This is a genomic window from Nonomuraea rhodomycinica, assembly GCF_013363995.1.
In the GTDB taxonomy this organism is placed as follows: Bacteria; Actinomycetota; Actinomycetes; order Streptosporangiales; family Streptosporangiaceae; genus Nonomuraea; species Nonomuraea rhodomycinica.
Genome location: NZ_JABWGO010000011.1, coordinates 85431 through 108868 on the forward strand (window position 1 = coordinate 85431; position 23438 = coordinate 108868).

Here is a 23438-nt window from a genome sequence, read left to right on the forward strand (position 1 = left end):
AAAGTCAGCCCTTGACGTGGCCCGCAGTCCGCCGGCGCGCGTCGTCGTCCAGGCCCGCAGTCCCCGGCGCGCGCGTCGTTGTCGTCCAGGCCCGCTGCCCCGGTCCCGTCCTCGTCCACGGCTCCCGGGTCCCGGCCGCATGCACGCGCCGGGCCGCACACGACCGGCTCAGGCGCGGGCACGGCCGGGTGCCAGGTCGCCTTTCGGAGGTGACCGAGTGTTTTACTCGATGACGCATTGTTCTGTGAGATAGGTCATAGTCGTGCATTTTCGGCCTGTCCGGATATGTCGCGTGATATTCATGTGATCCGAGCGCGATCATGCTCACATTCGCAGAACGGGGAATCATGTACTCACGCGTACGCGGGGTCGCCTAGCACACGGGGTACGCCGGCGCCGCGCGCCGGCAGCACGGGGTCATCAGGGCCAGGGGACGCGCCTGACCAGGCGTCGCCCTCTGATGCCGCCTGTCCAGACTTACGCCGATTTATCAAATCTTAAATCGAAAAAGCTGGACAAGTCGTCACCATTCGTCATCTGTACCACTGAGGATGAGAATTGCGTATTTCGCTTACGGGGAAGCTCGCTCTCGGTCTGCTCACCGCGACCGTACTCACCGGCACCACCACGTTCGAGGCCGCCGCCGCCACGCCGACGCCGCCCTCCGACACGACGCAGAGCGCCGAGGCCGCCGAGACGGCCATGGACACCGCCTCCCAGCAGGCGGCCAAGACCGGCCAGGCCGTGGCCGTGCCGGCTCTCACCAACGAGAACAGCACCACCGTCGCCAACCCCGACGGCACCTTCACCGAGACCGTCAGCTCCGGCGTCGCCCAGATCAAGCGGGGCGACCAGTGGCTGCCCGTCGACACCTCGCTCGTCCAGGACGGCGCGGTGTTCAAGCCGCGCGTCTCCCGGGCCAACGTCGAGGTCTCCGCCGGCGGCGACGCGCCGCTCGCCAAGATCGTGGACGACGCCGGCCGGACGTTCGCCGTGAAGTGGCCGACCGCGCTGCCCAAGCCGTCCGTCAACGGCAACGTCGCGACCTTCGCCGACGCCGCCGGCCCCGGCGCTGACCTCGTCGTCACCGTGCTGCCCACGGGCTTCCGCCACGACGTGGTGCTGCGCGAGAAGCCGACCGGCCCCCTGGAGCTGCGCATCCCCGTGCAGACCGAGGGCGTGGACCTCACCGAGGACGCGAACGGCCGGCTCCTGCTGACGAGCACGGCCGGTGACGGCAAGGTCGTCGCCTCCGGCGCGCGTCCGGTCATGTGGGACGCCAGCGGGCACGGCAAGCCGCGCGGCGACGCGATCAAGGAGATCGACTCCACGGTCGAGACCCAGAACGGCGTCAAGGTGCTCGTGCTCAAGCCCGACGCGGGCTTCCTGGCCGACCCCAAGCGGCAGTACCCGGTCACGGTCTTCCCGTCGATCACGCTCCCGCAGGTCGAGACCGACGCGGACGTGGCCAGCACCTGGGCCTCCCACCCCGGCGACCCGATGATCATCGCGGGCACCATGCCGTGGGAGAACGGCCAGGGCGGCGACGTCATGCGCAGCTACGTCAAGTTCAACACCTCCAAGATCAAGGGCAAGCGGGTCATCCTGGCCACCCTCGGCATGTGGAACCTGGAGACCAACGCCTGCGGCGTCGCCGTCGGCTCCGGCCTCACCGCCGAGCGGGTCACCAGCCCCTGGGACGAGCACGACCTGAACTGGGACAACAAGCCCACGACGACCAGCGAGGGCGCCTCCACGACCCGCGTCGGCCGCGGCCGCACCTGGACCGCGCCGTGCGCCATGGGCGCCGGCTTCCTGTCCTGGCCCGTGACGAACATCGCCAAGGCGTGGGCCGCGGGCGCCCCCGACTACGGCATCCAGCTCCGCGGCGCCGACGAGAAGGAGGCCACGAACTGGCGGGCCTTCGCGGCCTCGGAGAACCAGGACAAGGGCGTCAAGCCCCCGACCCTCGCGATCATCTACACCCGCCGCTGACCGTTCCCCCATCGGCCCATCGGCGCACCGCGCCGCTGACCTTCCCCCGCAGCGCACCTTGCTGCCGACCACACAGCGCGAAGCCGCCGACCCACCCCTTCCGCGGCGGAGCGCCCCGGCGACGGTGCGCGACCCGGCCCCCTCACGCGCGCGCGTGAGGGGGCCGGCCCTCATGGGCGCGCGCCCGCCTTGTCGACGATCGCGCCCTTGAGCTGCGCGTCCCAGCCGAGAATCTGGCCCTTGCGCACCGTGCTGCCGTGGTCCTCGTGGTCGCGCACCACGACGGTCCGGTAGCCGAGGTACGCGTACGTCTCCGGGTCGATGAAGATCTCGTCGCGCAGGTAACCGGAGCCGACCCGGTAGAGGGTCACCCCGGGCCGCCCGGCCAGGTCGGACGCGCCCTTCTCGTACCGGACGCCGGGGATCCTGGCCAGGGCGCCGTACATCGCGGCGCGGATCCTGGCGGGCAGCACGGCGTCGCGCATGCCCTGGGCGATGTACTGGAACGCGTACATGTGCCGCTCGTCGCGGGTGAGCGGGGCGGGCGTGAACCGGTGGCCGCCCTCCGCCGGGCCGTCCTGCCGCCTGGCGGCCTCCTCGGTGTCGATCTGCTCGTACACACGCTCCAGCAGCGCGCCCGGGTCATCGGGCAGCGAGAGCAGGTACGGGTACGTCACCTCGTACTCCGACTCCTTCAGCACCTTCAGCCGGCCGTGCTCCAGGAAGGCGAAGCCCTTCTCGTCCAGCCGCCGCCAGCTCTCCCGGGTCGTCCGCACCTTCGGCGTGCCGAACAGCCCGGGGCCGCCGTCCACCTGCGTCCGGGCGGAGAGGCTCTTCAGGTACGCCCACTGGCCCGGCCGGGGCTCGACGTCCGGCTCCGCCGCGGCCTGTGCCGCCGCGTTGCCTGCCAGGTCCCGCGCGTCGGCGACGGGACGCAGCCGCAGGGTCGTGGGGGACGGGGCGCCGGTCGGGGTCGCGCCCGTGCGGGGGGCCGCGCTCACCACGCCGGCCCGGCCGCCGTCCGGCTCCGTGCCGTTCACCGTGGTCGCCACCAGGACGACGGCGGTTGCCGCGCCGGCGAGGCCCAGCCCCCACACCGGCCGGGCGCGGCGGACGGCCGCGAACCGGGCCGGCCCGCGGGTCCGCGACGCGCGCATGTGGGCCGCCAGCCGGGAACGCGCCTCCGAGACGACCTCCGCGGCCGGATCCGGCATCGCGTCATGACGGTCGCGCAGCTGCCGCAGCTCATCCATGGTCGATTACCTCCCGTGCCGTGGGACCCAATGTCGTGCGGAGCCGGCGCCTGGCCCGGTTGATCCGGGAACCGACCGTGCCGATCGGGATGTTCAGGGCGCGTGCCACCTCCGCGTAGCTGAGCTGGGCGCAGGCGACGAGCAGCAGCGCGTCGCGGTCGCCCTTGGACAGGGCCGCCAGCCCGCGCGCCAGCTCGGGGCTCAGCCGTTCGGCGGAGACCCGCTCCGCCACCCGGTCGGCGTGGCCCGCGACGTCGTCCGGGGCGGCGGTGCGGCTGAGGGCGCGGTACAGGCGGATCTCGCCGCGGCGGTGCCGGCCGATCAGGTTCGTGGCGATCCCGTACAGCCAGGCCCGCGCGTCGTCGAAGGCCAGGTCGTAGCGGTGCCGCTGGTCGAAGGCGGCGAGAAACGTCTCGGCGGCCACGTCGTCGGCCGCGCTCGGCCCGAGCCGGGCCGCCACGTAGCGGTGGATGACCGGGAAGTACCGATCGAAGATCATCGAGAACCAGTCGGCCTCGCGCAACGACCGTTCGATGATCGACGCGTCGGTCATCGCCTCATTCATGCGTAGGACACGGGCAGGGGACGAGCTCATGCATGCGGCGCCTTTCCGAAGAAGTGATCAGCGCTGATTGCCCGAACCCGCCCGTCCTCTTCACGCCCCTCTCCGGCGGGGCCGGTCGGGCTACCGGTCGACCGGCCGGAGCAGGAGGGTGACGAAGCCGAGCACGTCGCGGTAGCCGTCGAGCCACAGGGCGCGGTGCTGGTCGGCGGCGGCCAGGGCCTCGTCCCCGTCCGGGCCGGGGTGGTCGAGGGCCCAGCGGGTGAGCGTGCCGGTCCAGGACCACTCGTAGTCGTCCCACTCCTCGCGCGTGCTGGTGTGGGCGTGGACCGTGGCGTAGCCGGCGTCGCGCGCGCGGGCCACGGTGCCGGCCAGATCGGCGTAGTCGTCCGGGTCCGAGCCGAGCAGGTCGAGCAGCTCCTTGGACGGGGGACGCTCCCAGAACCCCTCCCCGATCAGCGCGAGCCCGCCGGGACGCAGGTGGCGGCGCACGGCGTCGAGGGTCTCGGCGAGCAGGCCGAAGGCGTGGGTGGCGCCCACGCACAGCACCAGGTCGTACGGCCGCGCGGCCTCGAAGGCGTCGGCCGGGACCTGGTGCAGCCGGAGCCGGTCCGACAGCCCCAGGCGGCCGGCGCTCTCGGCGGCCGCCGCCAGCGCCTCCTCCCCGATGTCCACGCCGTCCGCCGTCGCGTCCGGGTAGAGCTCCAGGGCCCTCAGGAGCCACGCCCCCTCACCGCAGCCCAGGTCGAGGATGCGGGCGCCGGCGGGAAGCTTGGCGCGGGTGAGCAGGCGATCGAGATTCGCCTCGCTGACGGGCGCGGCGATCGGGTGGTCGGCGTGGGCGAGATGGCTGATGAGCTGTCGGTGCATTGTCGGCACTATGCCGGAGACGGCTCCGGGTCCGCCACGCAATTCCCGCCGGGTCACGCGGGCCGGCGCAGGCTCTCGTAGTCGCGGAGGGTGATGTTCTCGGCGGCCTTGCGGGCCATGGTGGCGGCCATGTTCTTGCCCGGCAGGTACGGCATCAGCTTGTAGTAGCGGTTGAGGACCGAGGCCAGCACGCGGCTGCCCGGCACCATGAGCTTGGCGACGCCGTCGCCCATCTTCTGACAGCCCGTCGCGTACGCGCGCAGCTCCCGCTCGTAGCGGGCGAACGCGACGCGGTGGTCGCCTCCCGCGGCCGCCAGCTCGCCCGCCAGCACGTACGCGCCGATCAACGCCAGGCCCGAGCCCATGCCGGACAGCGACGAGGGGCAGTAGGCGGCGTCGCCCACCAGCGCCACCCGGCCGCGCGTCCAGGTGTCCATGCGGACCTGGCCGACCGAGTCGAAGTAGAAGTCCGGCGCGCGCCGCATCTCGCGCAGCAGCCGCTCGCTCTGCCAGCCGTTGCCGGTGAACTGCTCGGCGAGGATCTCCTGCTGCCGCGCGACGTCGCGGCGGTCGAGGTCCATGAGCGGCGAGGCGAAGTAGAAGACGGCTTTGGCCTCCGCGTTGTGGCGCGCGCTGTACAGGGCGACGAGCCGGCCCGCCGTGCGGTAGGCGTGTCCGGTGTGGTCAAGTCCGAGGTAGTTCGTGGTGGTGAAGATCGCGCAGTACAGTCCGAGGTGCTTCACGAACTGCTCCTCCGGGCCGAACGTCAGGCGGCGGGTGGTGGAGTGCAGACCGTCGGCGCCCACCACCAGGTCGAACCGGCGCGGAGCACCGCGCTCGAAGGTGACGTTCACGCCGTCGGCGTCCTCGTCGAGCGAGGTGATGGAGTCGCCGAAGACGTACTCGGTGAAGTCCTCGGTCGCGTCGTGGAGGATGCGCCCCAGGTCGCCGCGCAGGATCTCGACGTCGCCCGCGAACAGGTCGGCGGGCATCCTGGCCTGCTGCCTGCCGGCCGCGTCGACGTACGACATGGAGCCCATGCCGGTCCTGGCGCGTTCGACGGCGTCGAGGACGCCCATGCGGCGCAGCACGGTCAGATGGGCCTCGCCGCGGAAGTCGACGGCGTAGCCGCCGTCACGGAGGGCGGGGGCGCGCTCCACGATGGTCGGGACGAAGCCGTGACGGTGGAGCCAGTAGGCGAGCGCGGGGCCGGCGATGGAGGAGCCGGAGATGAGGACGGTGCGGTTGGTCATGACACCGAGCCTCCACCGGGGCGCTCACCGCGGGCTCACCGCCGGCTCACCGCCCGCACCACCGATTCGGGCAGGCCCATCATGCGCAGCGTCTCGAGGGTGGCGGGCGCGACCCTGGCCGCCGACGTCGCCGCCTCACGGTAGCGCGCCTCGGCTCCGGTCCGGTCGCCGCGCGCCTCGGCGACCTGGCCCAGCCCGGCCAGCGCGCGCACCCGGTGGCCGACGCTCTTGATCCAGTGCGGGTCGAGCCGTTCCAGCGCCTCCTGGTACAGCCGCTCGGCCTCGGCGAGGTCGTGCTCGGCCAAGGCCACGTCGCCCAGCCCGCGCAGGGCCGCCGCGAGATAGGTGGAGCCACCGGCGCGGTGCGCGAGCCGGGCGGCCCGCTCGTAGTCGGCGCGCGCCGCCGCCAGGTCGTCCCCGGCCAGGTGGTCGCCCCGGTTGACCAGCAGGTCGGCGCTGTCCTCCAGCGCGCCGAGCTCCTCGGTGAGGGCCAGCGCCTCGTCGGTCAGCGCGACGGCCTTCGCCCGGTCGCCGGCCGCGCGGGCCAGGCCGGCGACCGAGTCCAGGGCCAGCGCCGTGCCCCATCGGTCGCCGAACGCGCGGAACGCCTCGGCCGCCGCGCGGAACGCCTGCTCGGCGCCCGCGGTGTCGCCCTCGCCGAGCAGCCCGAAGCCGTGCACGTACCGGGCGGCCGCCCTCGCCCACGGGTCGGGACAGTCGCGCTGCGACCAGACCAGCGCGTACGCGCCGCCCGGATCGGTCTCGACGGCGCTGCGCATCATCCACAGCAGCAGGGTGGCCGGGTGGCGGCCCGCCCGGTCGCCCGGCCACGCGGCGGCCAGCGCCTTCTCGGCCGCCGCGCGATGCCGCCGCCACACCGGCCGCCCGTCGACCCCGGACGCCGCCAGCAGCACGCACGTCGCGTACTCCTCACCGGGGACCTCCTCCGCCGGCGCGGCCATGGCGGCGAGCAGCGCGACCGCCTGCGGCGCGACGGCCGCGGACGTGCCGGTCAGCCACAGGTACGTCGAGGCGGAGGCGAGCAGGTCCAGAGCCGTCCGCGTCTCACCGGCCTCGACGCTCCAGCGCAGCGCGGCCAGCAGGTCGGCGTGCTCGGCGGCCAGCCTCGGCAGCCACTCCAGTTGCCCGGCCCGCCGCAGGTGGGGGTCGGCGGTCCGCATCAGGTCGAGCAGGCGCCGGGCGTGGGCCCGGCGCACGGCCTCGTCCTCGCCCGCCTCGGCGAGCCGTTCGGCGGCGTACGCGCGGATCGTGGCCAGCATCCGGAAACGCCCGCCCACCACCTCCACGAGCGACTTGTCGGCCAGCGACTCCAGCGTCTCACCGTCGGCCCCGCACGCCCGCAGCGCCGACTCCGCCGTCGCGCCGCCGGCGAACACCGCGAAGCGCCGCGCGGCCCGCCGTTCCGGCTCCGACAGCAGCTCCCAGCTCCAGGCGACCACCGAGCGCAGCGTCCGGTGCCGCTCGTCGGCCGTGCGGCTGCCGCGCGCCCCCACGCCGAGCCGGTCGTCCAGCCGTCCCGCGAGCTCCTCGACGTCCAGGGTGCGCAGCCGCGCCGCCGCCAGCTCGATGGCCAGCGGCAGGTCGTCGAGCGCCGCGCAGATCCGCCGTACCACCTGGGGATCGGCGGTGAACCCGCGCCGCACGGCCATGGCGCGGTCGGTGAACAGCCGCACGGCCGCGTCACCGTCGAGGCCGCGCACCTGCCGGAGGTTCTCGCCGATGACGCCGAGCGGCTCGCGGCTCGTGGCCAGCACCCGCAGCCGGGGACAGGTCGCCAGCAGCCGGGCCGCCAGCGCGGCGGCCTCCTCGACGACGTGCTCGCAGTTGTCCAGGACGAGCAGCAGCACCCGGTCCGACAGCGCCGAGACGAGACGCTCGACCGGCCCCTGCCCGTCGGCCGCGACGACCAGCCCGTTCTCGCGCAGGCCGAGCGCGCCCAGCACCGCCCGCGGCAGGTCGGCGCCGTCGCGCAGCGCGGCCAGCTCCACGAAGCACACGGTGTCGTCCGCGACCGCGGCGACCTCGACGGACAGGCGGGTCTTGCCGACGCCGCCGGGGCCGATCAGTGTGACCAGCCGGGCCACGCGCAGCAGCCCGGCGACCTCGCTCACCTCCGCGGCCCGGCCGACGAAGCTCGTGAGCTGGGCGGGCGGCGCGGCGGGCGTGGCGGGCGGCGGCGCGCTCAGCGCCTCCCGGTGCAGCTCGGCCAGCTCGGCCGAGGGGTCGGCGCCCAGCTCCTCGGCCAGGCGCCGCCGGGTCTCCTCGAACACCTCCAGCGCCGCCGCCCGCCCGTCCCCGGCGAACAGCGCCCGCATGAGCAGCGCCGCCAGCCGTTCCCGCAGCGGATGGCGGCCGACCAGCTCGCGCAGCTCCGGCACGACCGACCGGTGTCCGCCCAGGCGCAGCTCGCCCTCGATCCGGTCCTCGGTCGCCCCGAGCCGCCGCTCCTCCAGCCGCGCGGCGGCGGCCCGGGCGGTCGGGCTCTCGGCGAGGTCGGCCAGAGCCGGCCCCCGCCACAGCTCCAGCGCCTCGCGCAGCAGCGTGACCGCGCGGCCGGGGTCGCCCTCGCGCAGCGCCGACCGGCCCTCCGCGGCCAGCCGCTCGAACCGGCAGGCGTCCACGTCGTCGTCGTCCCGGACCACGATCCGGTAGCCCGTCGCGGTCCGTTCGATCGCCGCGCCGTCGCCCAGGGCGGAGCGCAGCCTGGACACCTGGGAGTGCAGCGCGTGGGCCGACGTGCCGCCGTTCGGGTCGATCTCGTCGGCGAGCCGCTCGGCGGCGACCGCCTCGCCGGGACGGACCAGCAGCAGGGCCAGCAGCGCCCGCCGCGCCGGGCCGCCCAGGGAAACCTCGGTGGCGTCGTCGTGCCACGCCCGCGTCTGACCGAGGATTCCGAACCGCATGCGGGTGATTATGCCGGGCCGCGCCCTGCGCGGCGGGAATGCCTCAGGTGGGCTTGATGGTGGTGCCCTGGGCGGAGGTGAGGCGCCACGTGCCGGGGGAGTCGGCCACGTAGACGTGGGTGTAGCGGCTGCCGGCGCTGAAGGCCGTCCCGTCGGGCTGGGTGAAGTTCATGCCGGTACGCCCCACGACGATCCCGACCTCCCCCACGCGGCGGACGACGGCCTCCTCCGGGAACGCCTCGATCGCCGGGAACCGTACGGCGCCGGAGGCGACGGCGTCGATGAGGACGTCGCGGTCCACGACGGCACCGTCGTCCACGCTCACCAGGACGAAGTCGTCCGTGAGGAGGCCCGCCAGGGCCTTGGCGTCCGCGGCGGTCAGCGCCTCGAAGAAGCGCCGGTCGTGGTCGAGCAGGGACTGACGCTCTGCGCTCATGGGGCTTTCCGTTCCTCGGGTGGTGTCCGGCGCCCCGAGCGTAGACCTTGTCGCCAGCGTCAAGGTCAAGGGATGAACGGCCGGGACGGCCCCCCGATCGGCGAGCTCCGGCACCCCTCCGGCCGGTCTCGCCCAGGCCGTCCCGACCGTGGCCGTCCGGCCACCGGCGGCGCGGTGGGTCAGTCGTGCGACGTGGGGCTGCTCATCGCCAGGTGGCGGTCGATGATCTGGTCGAGCTGCGCGACGGCGGGCTCCCAGTCGCGGGGCAGCGTGTGGCAGCGGACGGCGTGGTGCCCGCGGTAGCGCAGGGCGTAGGTGAAGTGGTCCGCGACGTCGCAGCCCTCGGTGGAGGACCTCCACGTGGAGATGGCGCCGAGCCTGCGCCGCAGCAGGTTGAGCTCGTCGGCGGTGAGCCGGAATTCGGCGGTGACCGCGGCGGAGGCGGCCCGCGCCGTGCCGTCCCGGCCGATCGAAATGCTCCGCTGAATTCCGGCGAACCCGCCCGACTTTTCATAGCCAATCATTTCCTGCGAATGACGGGCCTTGGGCCGTGCCTGCGTTTCGGCCTGCGCGGTCGTGGCCGGCAGGACCGTGATGGCCGCGAAAATGGCCGCGACGGTCAGGTGCTTGACCATGGAAATATCCTTCTCCTTGCTCGGGAGACGTTTTCGGGTCTCCGCGGCGGATGGCGGGCAGCATTGTCCCGGGGCATCCCGGGAGGACTTATTCTCGCAGCCGGGCGCTAATCTGCCGTTCACGTGACGGCCATGTGAGAATGAGGATCGGGATGCCCCGTTACGTACGAAAGGCCGGGGTCAGGAGACGAAGAGGACGCCTCCGGTGGCACGCACCGCCGTGCAGAGGTTCGGATACGTCCGGGCGAATTCGCGGTACTGCCTGTTCCAGACGCCGGTCGCGGTCACGCGGACGGGGGCGTATTCCCTGGTGCACATGCCGGGGTCCTCGGGGATGCGCTCGACCATGCCGTTGGCGCGACGGAGCTGGTCGCAGGCCGGCGTCGGGTTGGCGTGGGCGCCTCCGTCCGGGCCGCACAGCAGGGTGCCGGCCGCGACGGGCGCGGGATCGCCGCTGGTCACGGGGGTGACGCGGAGAACGTAGACGCCGACGGGGTCGGGCGCGGCCGAGCCGGTCGAGGCGGTCGCCGCGGCCGGGGCGACGGCGGCCAGCGGCACCGTTCCGGCCAGGGCCGCCGTGGCGAGCCATGCCCTGCGACGGTGGAAGATTCGCTGCGATCGCATGGTGATACCTCCTTGTATCTCTGCCGCGATCTGCGGGGTTCGGCGTGACGGGGCGCTATTGGTGCGCGCCCCGTCATGCGGAGGAAAAACGCGGGGACCGGATGCCGGTAGGCGCTCCTGAATCCCTGCGCCACGAGATGTTAGGACGATGACAACTGCGCGGGCAAGCCGCCGCAGACGCACTGTGCGTGACTCGTCAATTATTCAAGGAAAAACGCGGTCTCATAAAGTACGGCAGGTGACCGTAAACGGCGATGGAAGTGCGGGCGGGAGTCTCGCTCCACCGCTCGTCGAACAGGTGATCTTCGCGCGCCGGCGCCGAGGACTGACGTCCGGATTGTGCGTCGTTTTGCGGAGGACCCTTTTCTTTCAGTGACAAAGCTCACATTGCGGCCTTATCGCGGCCCGCATTCCCCGGCCGCGACGACGAGACGGGCCGAGCGCCAACCGAACGGGAATCAGGCGCCGGGCGGCAGCACGTCGAGTCCCAGGGCGCCGAAGTAGCCCCGGGTGGCGAAGCGGACGACCGCCTCGGCCATCTGGCGCGCGGACAGGGGACGGTCGTGCTCCAGCCACCAGGTGATCGCGCCGAGGGTCAGGTTGGCCGCGAACACCAGCTCCAGCTCTCCCGCAGGCATGCCCCCGCCGGCCTGCGGGGCGATGTCGCCGTGGACGTTGCGGAGCCGGTCCCTGGCCAGGTCCACGCAGCGCTCCCGCAACCGCGCCGCGAACCACGGGTCCCCGCGCCGGCCCAGCAGCGCCGCGTACAGCCGGTGATGCCGATCCACATGGTCGAACAGCAGCTCCCAGCCGACGATCCGGTCCTGCACCGATATGCGGCCGGCAGGGCTCAGCTCGGCGGGCAGCTCGGAGATGACCTCCTGGAAGATCTCCTCGACCAGCGCGTACTTGTCCTGGTAATAGCGGTAGAACGTCGCCCGGTTGATGAGCGCGCGCTTGGCGACGGAGCCCACGGTGACGTCGCCGAAACCCCTCTCCTCCACCAGCTCGATGAGGGCGTCGCGGATGAGCCTGCGCGTGCGCGCCCCCTGGAGCCCGCCGTCCCGATGCGACATTCACCCTCCCGTGTCGCCCCCCGCGGCATCCGCGCACACCTGCTGCTGGTGGGCATGCGACCGGCGGCCGGAAGCTGGCGCCAGTGACGACCGATCGACTCGGGAGAGAACCCATGGCCGCCGACACCATTATGACGATCAACCGGCTCGGATTCGCCGACAGCGAGCTGCTGGACTTCGCCTACCTGCGCACCCTCGCCTACGCCGACTTCGGGGCCGCCTCCGCCGGCGAGGTCGTGCACGTCGCGCGGAAGATCGCCCGGAACGGAGGAGGGCGTGACGCCTTCGTCCGGGCCTGGAGCGAGCAGGGCCGGATCGCGGCTCGCATGGCGGACGACGCGGTGGCCGCCGGCCGCTCGCGCACCGCGCGCACGTTCCTGCACCGCGCCTACAACTACCTGCGCGCCGCCGAGTTCTTCTTCGATCGCCACCAGGACGAGGCGTTCACGGCCCTCTACGACGAAGGCGTCTCCCACTTCGACCGCGCGCTGCCGCTGCTCGACACGCCCGCCGAACGCATCGCCATCCCCTACCAGGACGGCGTCGACCTCCCCGGCTACTTCTTCGCCCCCGACGACTCGGGCGCCCCGCGCCCCACCGTCGTCATCTCCGGCGGCGGCGACGGCCATGGCGAAGAGCTGTACTTCCTGGCCGGCGTCCCGCACGCGCTGGAGCGTGGGCTCAACGTCGTGCTGTTCCACGGCCCGGGCCAGCGCGGCCTGCTTCATCACCACCCCGGCCAGGTCTTCCGGGCCGACTCCGAGGTGCCGTTCGCAGCCGTGCTGGACTATGTGACCGCCCGGCCCGACGTGCGAGCCGACGGGGTGGCACTGTACGGGCTGAGCTTCGGCGGCTACCTCGCCCCCCGCGCCGCGGCCCACGACCGGCGGGTCGCCGCCCTGGTGGCCAACGCGCCGATCGTCGACTTCCACTCCCTCATCTTCGACGCGCTCACCACGGCCCTGCCCGCCCCTCCGCCCGCCGACGCCCCCGCCGAGTTCTGGAACGGCCTCTACCAGCAGGTCGGCAGCGCCGACTGGGCCCTGCACGCCACCATGGACAACTACATGCTCTGGACCACCGGGGCGCAGACCTTCGCCGACTTCCACCGGCTCGCCCGGTCCTTCACCCTCGACGGGCTCGTGTCCAAGATCACCTGCCCCACGCTGACCCTGTCCGCGGACGGCGAGAACGCCGTCGCCCGCCGCCAGGCCCGCCGCTTCCACGAGCGACTCGTCGTCCCGGCCAAGGCGTTCCACCGCCTGGCGACCGAACACGGTGCCGACGGCCACTGCGGGCTCGGCAACATCGCCCTGACGTCCTCGCTGGTCTACGACTGGCTCACCGGCGTCCTGACCGGCGGCCTTCCCGGGGAGCCGGGCGGGGGTCGCGGGCGTCGGTGAACGAGATGCCGGCAAGCGGGAACCTTGGCGGCTGCGGAGCGTTCTAACGATCGAGCCGACCTGAGGAGGCCCGTGTTGGACGACCTGGTCAACTACTTCCCGCTGTTGTTCGTGGCGTTCGGTGGACTGATCATCCTGTTCTCGATCAAGGGGGCCGTGAACGGCAGGCGGTTCGCCCAGCGGGCGCAGCGGGTGCCGGGCGTGGTCAGCGACGTCCAGACCATGTTCACGGGGCAGGGCGACCACCTGAGGGCGAGGCGGCGGCCGGTCCTGACCTTCACGACCCTGGACGGGCAGGAGATCACCACCGAGGCGCAGACCACCTCCGACCTCGGCGTCGGCCAGGCCACCGACGTGCTCTACGACCCGGACGACCCGACCAGGGCCGTGCCCGCCGGGAGCACCGGGGGCGGCCTCGGCGGAGTCGTCGTCGGACTCATCGCGGTCGTCATCGGCCTGGCGTTCTTCGCCGCCGTGTCGGGCGCCTTCGGCGGCTTCGGCGGCGGCTTCGGCGGGGGCTTCAGCGGCAGCTACGAGACCCGGTGCGAATTCACGAACGCCGACGGCTCCGTCGAGCCCACGGAGTGCCCACCCGGGATCGGCGAGTGAGCTCGACGGCGGTGACGCGGCGGGCGCGGCGGTGGCTCCGTGAGGGGTCCGGCGCGGCGGCGGCTCCGTGAGCGGTCCGGCGCCTACCGGCTGATCCGGCGCGGCGCCGCCAGTGCGAGGAGCTTGTCCGGGTTGCGGATGGCGTAGAACTGGGTGATCCGCCCCTCGACGACCTCGGTCAGGAAGGCGCCCTCCAGCTTGTCGCCGCTGTAGGCGACGAGCGCGGGCGTGTTGTTGCAGTTGACCCACTCGATCCGGGTGTCCGGGCGGAAGATGTTCAGCACGAGCGCGGCCACCTTCTCCGCGCCCACCACGGGCCGGCGCACCGCGATCACCTTGCCGCCGCTGTCGGCGGTCCAGGTGACGTCCGGGGCGAGCAGCGACAGCAGCCCCTCCATGTCGCCGGTGCTCACCGCGGCCATGAACCGCTCCGTGACCCGCGCGGTCCTGACCGAGCCGGCGGGCTCGAAGCGCTTGCGCCGCGCCCGCACGTGCTCACGGGCGCGGTGCGCCACCTGGCGCACGGTCACGACCGACTTGCCCACCGCTTCGGCGATCTCGTCGTGGTCGAAGCCGAACACCTCGCGCAGGACGAACACCGCCCGCTCATCGGGGCTGAGCGTTTCGAGGACCACCAGCATCGCCATCGACACCGACTCGGCGAGCACCACGTCCGCCGACGCGTCGTCCTCGTCGAGCAGCAGCGGCTCCGGCAGCCACACGCCGACGTAGTCCTCGCGGCGGCGCGCGCCGGCCCGCAAGGCGTTGAGCGCCTGGCGGGTCACCAGCCGCGCCAGGTACGACTTGGTGTCGCGGACCGTCGTCAGGTCCACCGTCGCCCAGCGCAGATAGCTGTCCTGCAGCACGTCGTCGGTCTCGGTGGCCGAGCCGAGCATCTCGTAGGCGATCGTGAACAGCAGCGGCCGCAGCGCGGTGAACCGCTCGGCATGCTCGTTCGTGCTCATGGCTGGGCCACCATCCGCCCGGCCCGGGGCCCGGCCTTCTGCCACACGACGGCGCCCGGGGTGCGGGCCTCCATGCTGATGCCCAGCACCGCCCTGCGGCACAGTTCCTCCTTGAGCTCCGCGGCCTCCGGGCCGTCGATGTAGGTGTCCAAGGGGGTGTCGTCGGGGAGGGAGTACTGCATCGTGGCGGCGTGCCGGCCCAGGCTGACGCAGGTCGACTTGAACGCCTGGTCGATCACCGCCGGCGCCGTTCCGGCGATGCGGCTCAGCACGGCGTCGGCGGCCTGCACCCCGAGCGGCATCGCGGCCTGGCAGCTCATCCGCAGCGGCCGGCCCGACGGTGCGGCGGCGTCGCCCGTACCGACGACGCGGTCGTCGTCGACGCTGACCAGCGTCTCGTCGGTGAGCAGCCGGCCGAGCGCGTCGACGCTCAGCCCGCTGGCCGCGGCCAGGCCCGGCACGCCGAAACCGGCCGTCCAGATGGTCAGCGCGCTGCGCCGTGCCGTTCCGTCGGCCAGGACGACCGCGTCCCGCCGGACCTCGGCCACCGCGTTGCCCTCCAGCACGGTGACGCCGTGCTCGGACAGCCACGTCGCGACGGACCGGCGGGCGGGCGGGGTGAGCGCCGGAGCCAGGGTTCCGCCGCAGACCAGAGTGATCGCGCGCCCCTGGTCGGCGAGCTCCGCGGCGGTCTCGACGCCGGTCAGCCCGCCGCCGACCACGGTGATCGCGGCATCGGCCGGCAGCTCGGCCAGCCTGGCGCGCAGCCGCTGGGCGGACTCGTACTCGGCGACGGAGAAGGCGAACTCGGCCGCGCCCGGCACCGAGGAGGGGACCCCGCCGGTGCTGCCGACCGCGTAGATGACGTAGTCGTAGTCGAGCGCGTCGCCCGACGCCAGCTCCACCGTGCGGGAGGCGGTGTCGATGCGGGTGGCGTCGCCGACCACCAGCCGGATGCCGTCGCCGAGCAGCGTGCCGTAGTCGACCGCGGCGTCGTAGTCGCCGGCCACGAACTGGTGCAGCCGGATCCGCTCCACGAAGTGCGGGCGGGGGTTGACCAGGGTGATGTCGACGTCGGTGCGCAGGCGCAGGTGGTTGGCCGCGACCGTTCCGGCGTAGCCGCCGCCGATGACCACGATCCTGTGAGGGGTGCTGTGTGCGTCCATGCCCTCAAGACACCGCCGCCCGCCGCGGAGTGACACGGCGTGACATGGATCACATACTTCACTGGTGAACGAGGCGCTGAGGATCCGGGAACCTTGGCACGTCCCGAGCGTTCTACCGTTCGAGCCGCCTGAGGAGGCCCGTGTTGGAGGACCTGGTCACCTACTTCCCGCTGCTGTTCGTGGCGTTCGGAGTGCTGGTCATCCTGTTCTCGATCAAGGGGATGGCGAACGGCAGGCGGTTCGCCCGGCGGGCGCACCGGGTGCCGGGCGTGGTCAGCGACGTCCGGACCACGTTCGCGGGGCAGGGGGAGCACCTGAGGGCCCGACACCGGCCGGTCCTGACCTTCACGACCCTGGACGGGCGGGAGATCAGCACCGAGGCGCGCACCACCTCCGACCTCGGCGTCGGCAACGCCACCGACGTGCTCTACGACCCGCAGGACCCGACCCGGGCCGTGCCCGCGGGGAGCACCGGGGGCGGCCCGGGCGGGATCGTCGTCGGGCTCATCGCGGTCGTCATCGGCCTGGCGTTCTTCACCGGTGTGTCGGGCACCCTCGCCGGCGGCGGTGCCGGTGCCGGTGCCGGTGACCGCGGTTCCGGGACCCGGTGCGAGATGCAGAACCCCGACGGCTCCGTCGAACCCATGGAATGCCCGCCCGGCCTCTTCGACGGCAAGTGATCTCCACCGCGAGCCATCGCTGATCGTCCATGACCCGTGCGCCCTCGCGGCGGCGGACGTCCCGGTCAGGCCGGCGGGGCGGGGGCGGCGCCTGGTCCCCCTCCCGCGTGGCCGAGCAGGTGCCGGCGGAGGAAGGACAGCTCGACGTCGAGGGCCTGCTCGTGCATCTCCATGAAGGGCGCGTAGTGCCTGCCGGGCATGCGGACCAGCTCCGCGTACGGTGCTCGCCGCGCCGCGTCGACGGCGGGTCCAGGGGGCGCGGTCCGGTCCTCGTCGCAGGTGAGGACGAGCAGCGGACTCCGTACGCGGGAGGTGTCACGGCCGGGCCGGTAGAACAGGAGGCGCAGCGCGGAGCGCGCCGCCACCATCTGCCGCCACTCCGGGTGCCTGCCGTCAGGGTCGAGCGCGCGCGGCCCGTCCCCGACGTCGGGGGTGGTGAGCATGGCGACGGTGCCCGGCTCGCCCGCGAGCGGCACCAGCAGGGGCCGGCGGCCGAGGAGGGCGCCGACGGCGTCGGCTGTGCCCCTGCCGGTGAAGCGCAGCATCGCGAGTGGCTTCTGGTGGCCGGCCGCGCTGAGCACGGCGGCCGGGCCGCCGACGTTCGGCGTCTGGGCGATCACCGCCGCGACCCGCGGGCCACGCGCCGCGACGCGGATGACGTGACCGCCGGACATGGAGAAGGCCCAGAGCGCGATCCTGGCGGGATCCACCTCGGGCAGGGCCGCGGCGAACGCGATCGCGGCCTCCCAGTCGGCCAGCTGCTTCTTGACCGGGAGGACCAGGCGCGGTTGCCCGCCGCTCTTGCCCACCCCGCGATAGTCGAAGGCGAGAACGCTGAAACCGGCGTCGTGAAATCGCTTCGCGAACAGGTCGGTGGCCGGCTCCTTGGGCACCGCGAAGCCGCCGGCCATGACCACACAGGCTCCGTTGGTGCCCGGATAGTGCCAGGCGGCGCACTCGGTGTCGCCGCTGGCGAAGCGGACCTCTTCCCGCTCCCCGGACTCTCGCGCCCCGGCCTGCGGGTGGGTTGATGTCATGCGCCAAGTGAACCACCCGGTTCGCATATTGTCCATCAAGCCGTCCACGCTGCGGTGCGCGGCGCGGCGGCGCCGCGGTGACGGCATCCCGAAGCGGGCTGCCGATCTCAATCGTCCTGACCGGCGGCGGCCTCCTCCCGCTCCAGAGCGCGGACCAGGGCCTCGAACCCCGCGGCGATCCCCGCGGCGTCCCCGCTGGTCCGCGACTCCACCAGGAAGCCTCGGAGCGCCCCCAGGATCATCTCGGCGACCTCGAGCTTGCGCCGGTCCGACCAGTCCACCGGACAGAGCGACACCAGCGAGGGAAGGTAAAGCTGAGACGCCTCCCGCCCGAGCCAGCCGAAGCGGCCCGGGTCGTACATCGCCAGGCCGATGGCCTCGTCGAGCACCCGCAGGCCCGGCTCGTCGCCGCTGAGCATGGACCACATGGCGCGTACGCGATCGGCCAGCGTCCGACCGGCAGGTCCCCCGGTGGCGGCGGCCATCGCGCTGACGGTACGCCTCTCGCGCAGCTTGAGCACTGCCTGCCTGAGCAGGTCGTCGACCCCGTCGAAGTGGTAGAGCAGCACCTTGTGCGTGGTGCCGGCCGCCCGCGCGGCCCGCCGGAGCGAGAAGTCCACCAGCCCGTTGACCGCGAGGTCTTCGGTGACCCGATCGAGCAGTTCCCGGCGCCTGGCCTCGCCGCGCGGTGTCCCCGCCGATCGCCGGTAGCCTGCCCGCTCTGGTGAGCCGTCGTCTGCGGAAGTGTTCATGCCGAAAGCTTCCACGATCACGCGCTCCCGCGCGGCGGCTGGGTGCCTTGACCCGTGTCCGAATGTGGCCGGTCACGCGCTCGCAGGCTGCCTACGCTGCCTGGCATGACTTCTGAACAGAGCCGCGAGCTGGTGCAGCAGGCGTGGCGATCATTCTCGACCCGCGACAAGGACCAGATCGCGGCGTTCTTCACCCAGGACGCGGAGTGGCTGGCCCCGCCCGGGAACGCGACCGCCGTAGCGCTCGGCGGGTCGCACCACATGGTGGGCAGGGACACCATCGTCCACTTCCTCACCGTCGACTTCCGGCGCATGTTCGTCGCCGACGTGGCACTGGATTTCCGCGGCTTCTACGCCGACGGCGACGTGGTCGTGGTGGAGGAGACCATGCGGGCCACGCTGGCGGGCGGCAACGCCTACCACAACGACTACTGCTTCGTCTTCGAACTGCGGGACGGGCTGATCCATCGGGTGCGCGAATACATGGACACCGCCAAGGGGCATCGCATGGTGTTCGGGGACGCGTGAGGGTGGGCGGCGGCCGGCCATGAGGAGCCCCTGCTCGTGATGTGACGTGACTCACCTTCGGCTCCTGTCAGGAAACGGCGGCTTGTCCGGTTCAAGGGACGAATCCGAACCGGACGGCAAGGGAGCCGACGATGAGAGTGCTGGTGGCAGGAGCGACCGGAGCGATGGGCAAGGAACTCGTGCCCCGTCTGGTCGATGCGGGACACGAGGTGTTCGCCATGGTCCGCAGCGAATCGGGCAAGGCCAGGGCAGCACAGCTCGGCGCGGTGCCGGTCGTCGCCGATGCGCTCGACCGCGCCCAGGTCGAGGCGGCCGTCCGCCAGGCGGCCCCGGAGGTGATCGTTCACCAGCTGACCGCCATCGGGCACATCGACACCCGCCACTTCGAACGCAGCTTCGCCGCCACCGACCGGCTGCGGATCGAGGGCACCGACAACCTGCTCGCGGCCGCCCGCGCCACAGGAGTACGACGGTTCGTCGCCGCGAGCAACGGCGCGTTCACGTACACCCGGACCGGCGGGCCGGTCAAGACCGAGCAGGACCCCCTGGACCGCTCGCCGGTCAGCGACATGGCCTCGATGATCGCCGCGGTCAAGCACCTGGAGAAGGCCGTGCTGGACGCCGCCGGGATCGAAGGGATCGTGCTGCGCTACGGAGCGTTCTACGGCCCCGGCACCTCCATGGCGCCGGGCTCCGCGCAGCTCGAGATGATCCGCAAGCGCAAGTTCCCGGTCGTCGGCGACGGCGGCGGGGTGTGGTCGTTCGTCCACATCGCCGACGCCGCCGAGGCCACGGTCGCAGCGGTGGAGAAGGGCGGCCGCGGTGTCTACAACATCGTCGACGACGACCCCGCCCCGGTCGCCGAATGGCTGCCGGAGTTGGCGGCGATGCTGGGCGCCAAGAAGCCGATGCGCGTACCGCGGTTCATCGGACGGCTGGCCGCCGGACAGGCCGGCGTCGTGCTCATGACCGAGCTGCGCGGCGCGTCCAACGCCAAGGCCAAGCGCGAACTCGGCTGGCACCCGGCACACCCCACCTGGCGCCAGGGGCTTCGGGTCGGGACGTGACGTGCCGAGTGCCGTTCTTCCGCCTCGGCGGGTGTCGTCATGCCGCCCGCCCCGATCGAGGAGACGGCCGCCGATCAGCGGCCGTCTCTCGCCTCAGGGACGAAGCCCCGCAGCACGACGCCCCGGCGTCAACGAAAACCATTGCCTCTCACGACTCCCCGCTGCTCGCCCCGACCCTGGACATGATCGCACCCCTACCTGTACGGCCTCCTACAGTCCCGGGTAGAAGCCCGGAGAGCCCAGCTGCTCGAACCAGCTCGGCGGCTCAGGCGCGGTGAACGCGTTGGCCATCGCGTCCAGCCAGGCGGCGAACGTGGGGAAGTCCGGGGTGGAGTTGGCCAGGTCCTCCCAGTCCCCGCCCTCAACGTAGCGTGCGCGCCCTTCTTGATCGTCGTAGTGGTGGTAGTAGACCGGGTATTCGCCGTCTGCGTCCGGCTGGGTGACATCGAAGCACCAGACCGCCTCGTTGTCCGCGTCGGCGAGGGCGAAGCCGACCAGGTGGTTGGTGGACAGCCACCGGCCGTCGCCGCGGTCCACATGCTCGGGCATATGCACGAGATCGGAGTTCAGCTCAACGATGGCGTCGTCACCGACGACGACGAACTCGATGTACCCGTCGGATGAGACGTCCCGGCGCTTGCAGGCAAAGGTGTTGTGCTCGGCGAGGAAAGCCCGGTAGCTGGGCGGAGCCGTCCAGTCGACGGTTCCGAAATGGGGCTTCAGCCCTGTCTCGCGGTCGCGGACGGCTTCGGCGGAGGCGGGCTCCGACGCCGTGATGACGACCGTTCCGGATTCGGCGGCGCGGTGAAGGATCGCCAGACTCTCGTGTATCGACATCGCGGTCCTTGATCGGGTGATCGTACGGCTACGTGGGCGTGGCCCGACAACTGTAGGTGCCTGATCATGGCCGATGAGAGCGATCGGCGGGATCCGTGGAACTCCACAAGGCGATGACGTGTTCAATGGGCAGCGTCACGTTCGAGAACCCCTGATCTGAAGGCTCCCCTGGGGGGCACGCCCGAGCGTGATTGCGCGCGCAGCGCGCCCCTTCCCGTGAGGACCTTGCCTTTCGAACCCCAGCAGGTCAGTCCATGATGACGACCTGGCGCAGCACCTCGCCGCCCTTCAAGGCCGCCACCGCGTCGTTGAGGTCCGCCAGGCGGATGCGGGCGCTGATCATGGAGTCGAGGTCGAGCTGCCCGGCCTTGTACAGGGTGGCGAAGTACGGGAAGTCGTGCCGGACGTCCGCCTCGCCGTACACGCTGGACAGCAGCCTCTTGCCCTCGAACAGCAGACTGAACGCCGAGATCGACACCATGTCGTCCAGAGCGCCCGCGCCCACCACGATCACGTCGCCGCCCTGCCGGGCGAGTTGCCAGGCGGCCTGGATGGTGGCGCCCTTGCCGACAGCCTCGAAGGCGTAGTCGAAGCCCTGGCCGTCGGTCAGCTCGGCGAGGGCGCCCATGACGCCGTCGGGGGTGACGGCGTGGGTGGCGCCGACCTTCCTGGCCAGCTCGTGCTTGGACTCCAGCGGGTCGACCGCGAGGATGGTCCTGGCCCCGGAGAGGCGGGCGCCCTGGATGACAGACAGGCCGACGCCGCCGCAGCCGACGACCGCGACCGTGGAGCCGGGGCGGACCTTGGCGGTGTTGACGGCGGCGCCGACGCCGGTGGTGATACCGCAGCCGATGAGGGCCGCCGCCTCCCAGGGCACGTCCGCGTCGATCTTGATCGCGCCCTGCCAGGGGATGACGACCTCCTCGGCCCAGGTGCCGCAGCCGGCCATGCCGAAGGCCATGGTGTCGCCGCCGAAGCGGAAGTTGCCCTTGCTGAAGGCCTCGACGGTGTACTTCATGCACAGGTGCGGCTGGCCCCCCACGCAGAGCCGGCACTCCTGGCAGGCCGGGCGCCAGCTGATGATGACGTGGTCGCCCGGCTGGACGGTGGTGACGTGGTCGCCGACCTCCAGCACCTCGCCCGCGCCCTCGTGCCCGGGGACGAGCGGCACGGGTTGGGGCAGCACGCCGGACATGGCCGACAGGTCCGAGTGGCAGACGCCGGTGGCCCTGACCCGGACCCGTACCTCGGTGGGACCGACGGGGGCCAGCGTGACGTCGTCACGGATGTCGAGCTTGTCGTCGCCTACGGCGTGCAGGAGCGCGGCGCGCATGGGGGGTTCCTCCTCGGGGCTGTCCTGGCGGAACGGGCTGTCCTGGCGGAACGGCTATTCCTCCAGGGAGAGTGCGGCTTTCGGGCAGGACCGGACGGCGTGGCGTACGCGGTCGTGCATCTCGGGTGGCACGTCGGGCAGCAGGATGTGGAGCTGGTCGTCGTCGTCCACATCGAAGACCTCGGGAGCGAGCCCCATGCACACGGCATTGGCCTCGCAGACCATCTCGTCGACCTTGACTTTCACGTGAGCCTCCTGTGATCCCATGAGACCACCTTGGTGCGCTCCACGACGAATCCGACCCGCTTGCGACCGGTGTGCTCGACATAGGGCAGCAGGTGCTCGTCGGCCACGCCCGGGTTCATCCCGCGCACGACCCGCAGGCCGATGTCGAGGACGGCCGCGCGCTCGTCCACCCGTCGGGCCTTGCCGTACAGCATGACGCCGCGCAGCTGGTCGTAGTCGTCACCGGTCTCGATGAGGCACGTCACACGCGGGTCGCGCTCCAGGTTGCGGGTCTTCTGCGCCTTGGCGTACGTCCAGAAGACGACCCTTCCCCCTTCGTCGAGCGCGTAGAACATGGTGACCAGGTGCGGCGTGCCGTCGGGGTTGATGGTCGCGAGCTGCAGCTTGCGGGCCGATGCGAGGAATGCGTCGACCTCGTCGCCGGACATCGCGATGCGAGCGCGCTGATTCACGTGCCAAGTAGAACAGGTTGCAGAATGCCGGGGCAAGAGGTCACCGGAACCTTGTTCGGTCTTGGGGGCGGATGTCGGTTAGGGTGCGGTCCATGATGATGCCGCCGGACCTCCTGGACGCCGCCGAGAACGCCAAGGGCTTCATGCCGCCGGACGAGGGGCTGGCGCTGTTCGAGACGGCTCTGCGGTACGGCAAGCGCGGCCCCATCTGCGAGATCGGTACGTACTGCGGCAAGTCGGCCATCTATCTCGGCGCGGCGGCCCGGCAGGCCGGGACCGTGGTCGTCACCGTGGACCACCACCGCGGCTCGGAGGAGATCCAGCCCGGCTGGGAGCACCACGATCCCACGCTGGTGGACCCGCGCTTCGGCAGGATGGACTCGCTGCCCGTCTTCCGGGCCACGATCGCCGCCGCCGGCCTGGAGGACGAGGTGATCGCCGTCGTGGGCGCCTCCGAGCGGGTCGCCCGGCTGTGGCGCACGCCGCTCGGCATGCTGTTCATCGACGGCGGCCACTCGGAGGATCCGGTGACCCGCGACTACGAGGGCTGGGCGCCGCACGTCGTCGAGGGCGGGGCGCTGGTCTTCCACGACATCTATCCCGATCCGGCCGACGGCGGGCAGGCGCCGTACCGGGTGTATCTGCGGGCGCTGGAGTCGGGGGCGTTCGAGGAGGTCGACGTACGCGGCTCGCTGCGGGTGCTCGAACGGGTCCGCCCCGGCCTCTGAGGGCCCG

The 23438-nt window shown here is 72.3% G+C and carries 24 protein-coding genes; 7 read left to right on the forward strand and 17 right to left on the reverse strand.

The features are described 5' to 3' along the window. The first annotated feature begins 558 nt into the window (after positions 1–558). Positions 559–1995, forward strand: a complete 1437-nt coding sequence (locus tag HT134_RS34225; RefSeq protein WP_175604625.1) for a DNRLRE domain-containing protein — start codon at positions 559–561, stop codon at positions 1993–1995. Positions 1996–2165: 170 nt separating this feature from the next. On the opposite strand, the gene HT134_RS34230 is transcribed toward HT134_RS34225, so the two are convergent. From HT134_RS34230 to HT134_RS34270, 9 genes are all read right to left on the reverse strand, one after another. Beyond that, complete coding sequence (locus HT134_RS34230; protein WP_175604626.1) at positions 2166–3248, reverse strand: CU044_5270 family protein; 1083 nt, start codon at positions 3246–3248, stop codon at positions 2166–2168. After that, positions 3241–3801, reverse strand: coding sequence for an RNA polymerase sigma factor (locus HT134_RS34235; protein ID WP_175604627.1), 561 nt, complete (start codon positions 3799–3801; stop codon positions 3241–3243). The genes HT134_RS34230 and HT134_RS34235 overlap by 8 nt, the downstream gene beginning before the upstream one ends. A 132-nt stretch (positions 3802–3933) precedes the next feature. Further along, the gene (locus HT134_RS34240) at positions 3934–4680 is read right to left on the reverse strand and encodes an SAM-dependent methyltransferase (protein ID WP_175604628.1); all 747 of its coding nucleotides are present in this window, start codon (positions 4678–4680) and stop codon (positions 3934–3936) included. Positions 4681–4733: 53 nt separating this feature from the next. Beyond that, the gene (locus HT134_RS34245) at positions 4734–5933 is read right to left on the reverse strand and encodes an FAD-dependent monooxygenase (protein ID WP_175604629.1); all 1200 of its coding nucleotides are present in this window, start codon (positions 5931–5933) and stop codon (positions 4734–4736) included. Positions 5934–5968: 35 nt separating this feature from the next. Then, the gene (locus HT134_RS34250; protein WP_175604630.1) at positions 5969–8857 is read right to left on the reverse strand and encodes an ATP-binding protein; all 2889 of its coding nucleotides are present in this window, start codon (positions 8855–8857) and stop codon (positions 5969–5971) included. 43 nt (positions 8858–8900) lie between these two features. Next, positions 8901–9293 carry a YybH family protein gene (locus HT134_RS34255; protein ID WP_175604631.1) on the reverse strand — a complete coding sequence of 131 codons (393 nt, stop codon included), beginning with the start codon at positions 9291–9293 and terminating at the stop codon, positions 8901–8903. Between the two features lie 179 nt (positions 9294–9472). Further along, entirely contained in the window at positions 9473–9928 is a 456-nt protein-coding gene (locus HT134_RS34260; RefSeq protein ID WP_175604632.1) for a hypothetical protein, read from the reverse strand. A gap of 180 nt (positions 9929–10108) precedes the next feature. Beyond that, positions 10109–10552 (reverse strand): SSI family serine proteinase inhibitor, encoded by a 444-nt coding sequence (locus HT134_RS34265; RefSeq protein WP_175604633.1) that lies wholly within the window; start codon positions 10550–10552, stop codon positions 10109–10111. A gap of 458 nt (positions 10553–11010) precedes the next feature. Then, the gene (locus HT134_RS34270) at positions 11011–11628 is read right to left on the reverse strand and encodes a TetR/AcrR family transcriptional regulator (protein WP_175604634.1); all 618 of its coding nucleotides are present in this window, start codon (positions 11626–11628) and stop codon (positions 11011–11013) included. A gap of 113 nt (positions 11629–11741) precedes the next feature. Between HT134_RS34270 and HT134_RS34275 the strand changes: the two genes are divergently transcribed. Both HT134_RS34275 and HT134_RS34280 read left to right on the forward strand, forming a co-directional pair. Then, a complete protein-coding gene (locus tag HT134_RS34275; RefSeq protein WP_175604635.1) occupies positions 11742–13031 on the forward strand; it encodes an alpha/beta hydrolase family protein in 1290 nt (429 codons plus the stop codon). 72 nt (positions 13032–13103) lie between these two features. After that, positions 13104–13640, forward strand: coding sequence for a DUF3592 domain-containing protein (locus tag HT134_RS34280; RefSeq protein WP_175604636.1), 537 nt, complete (start codon positions 13104–13106; stop codon positions 13638–13640). An 83-nt stretch (positions 13641–13723) separates the two neighbouring features. On the opposite strand, the gene HT134_RS34285 is transcribed toward HT134_RS34280, so the two are convergent. Continuing rightward, positions 13724–14605, reverse strand: a complete 882-nt coding sequence (locus HT134_RS34285; protein WP_175604637.1) for an RNA polymerase sigma-70 factor — start codon at positions 14603–14605, stop codon at positions 13724–13726. Continuing rightward, complete coding sequence (locus tag HT134_RS34290) at positions 14602–15771, reverse strand: NAD(P)/FAD-dependent oxidoreductase (RefSeq protein WP_175604638.1); 1170 nt, start codon at positions 15769–15771, stop codon at positions 14602–14604. Before HT134_RS34290 ends, HT134_RS34285 begins: the two co-directional genes overlap by 4 nt. A 140-nt stretch (positions 15772–15911) precedes the next feature. Between HT134_RS34290 and HT134_RS34295 the strand changes: the two genes are divergently transcribed. Further along, a complete protein-coding gene (locus tag HT134_RS34295) occupies positions 15912–16451 on the forward strand; it encodes a DUF3592 domain-containing protein (protein WP_175604639.1) in 540 nt (179 codons plus the stop codon). Positions 16452–16516: 65 nt separating this feature from the next. Here the strand turns inward: HT134_RS34295 and HT134_RS34300 are convergent, their stop codons facing one another. Further along, positions 16517–17488, reverse strand: a complete 972-nt coding sequence (locus tag HT134_RS34300; protein WP_175604640.1) for an alpha/beta hydrolase — start codon at positions 17486–17488, stop codon at positions 16517–16519. A 107-nt stretch (positions 17489–17595) separates the two neighbouring features. After that, the gene (locus HT134_RS34305) at positions 17596–18240 is read right to left on the reverse strand and encodes a TetR/AcrR family transcriptional regulator (protein WP_175604641.1); all 645 of its coding nucleotides are present in this window, start codon (positions 18238–18240) and stop codon (positions 17596–17598) included. Positions 18241–18345: 105 nt separating this feature from the next. On the opposite strand from HT134_RS34305, the gene HT134_RS34310 reads away from it, so the two are divergent. After that, positions 18346–18768 (forward strand): nuclear transport factor 2 family protein, encoded by a 423-nt coding sequence (locus tag HT134_RS34310; protein ID WP_175604642.1) that lies wholly within the window; start codon positions 18346–18348, stop codon positions 18766–18768. A 131-nt stretch (positions 18769–18899) separates the two neighbouring features. Beyond that, a complete protein-coding gene (locus tag HT134_RS34315; RefSeq protein WP_175604643.1) occupies positions 18900–19835 on the forward strand; it encodes an NAD-dependent epimerase/dehydratase family protein in 936 nt (311 codons plus the stop codon). A gap of 210 nt (positions 19836–20045) precedes the next feature. Here the strand turns inward: HT134_RS34315 and HT134_RS34320 are convergent, their stop codons facing one another. The 4 genes from HT134_RS34320 to HT134_RS34335 all read right to left on the reverse strand — a co-directional run bounded on the left by HT134_RS34320 (position 20046) and on the right by HT134_RS34335 (position 22703). Further along, entirely contained in the window at positions 20046–20672 is a 627-nt protein-coding gene (locus HT134_RS34320) for an SMI1/KNR4 family protein (RefSeq protein WP_175604644.1), read from the reverse strand. Between the two features lie 247 nt (positions 20673–20919). Continuing rightward, entirely contained in the window at positions 20920–22005 is a 1086-nt protein-coding gene (locus HT134_RS34325; protein WP_175604645.1) for a Zn-dependent alcohol dehydrogenase, read from the reverse strand. Positions 22006–22059: 54 nt separating this feature from the next. After that, positions 22060–22251 (reverse strand): ferredoxin, encoded by a 192-nt coding sequence (locus tag HT134_RS34330; protein WP_175604646.1) that lies wholly within the window; start codon positions 22249–22251, stop codon positions 22060–22062. Further along, positions 22248–22703, reverse strand: coding sequence for a pyridoxamine 5'-phosphate oxidase family protein (locus HT134_RS34335; RefSeq protein WP_175604647.1), 456 nt, complete (start codon positions 22701–22703; stop codon positions 22248–22250). Before HT134_RS34335 ends, HT134_RS34330 begins: the two co-directional genes overlap by 4 nt. A gap of 92 nt (positions 22704–22795) precedes the next feature. Here HT134_RS34335 and HT134_RS34340 point away from each other — a divergent pair, with 92 nt between their 5' ends. After that, complete coding sequence (locus HT134_RS34340) at positions 22796–23431, forward strand: class I SAM-dependent methyltransferase (protein WP_376768140.1); 636 nt, start codon at positions 22796–22798, stop codon at positions 23429–23431. Positions 23432–23438: the final 7 nt, after the last annotated feature.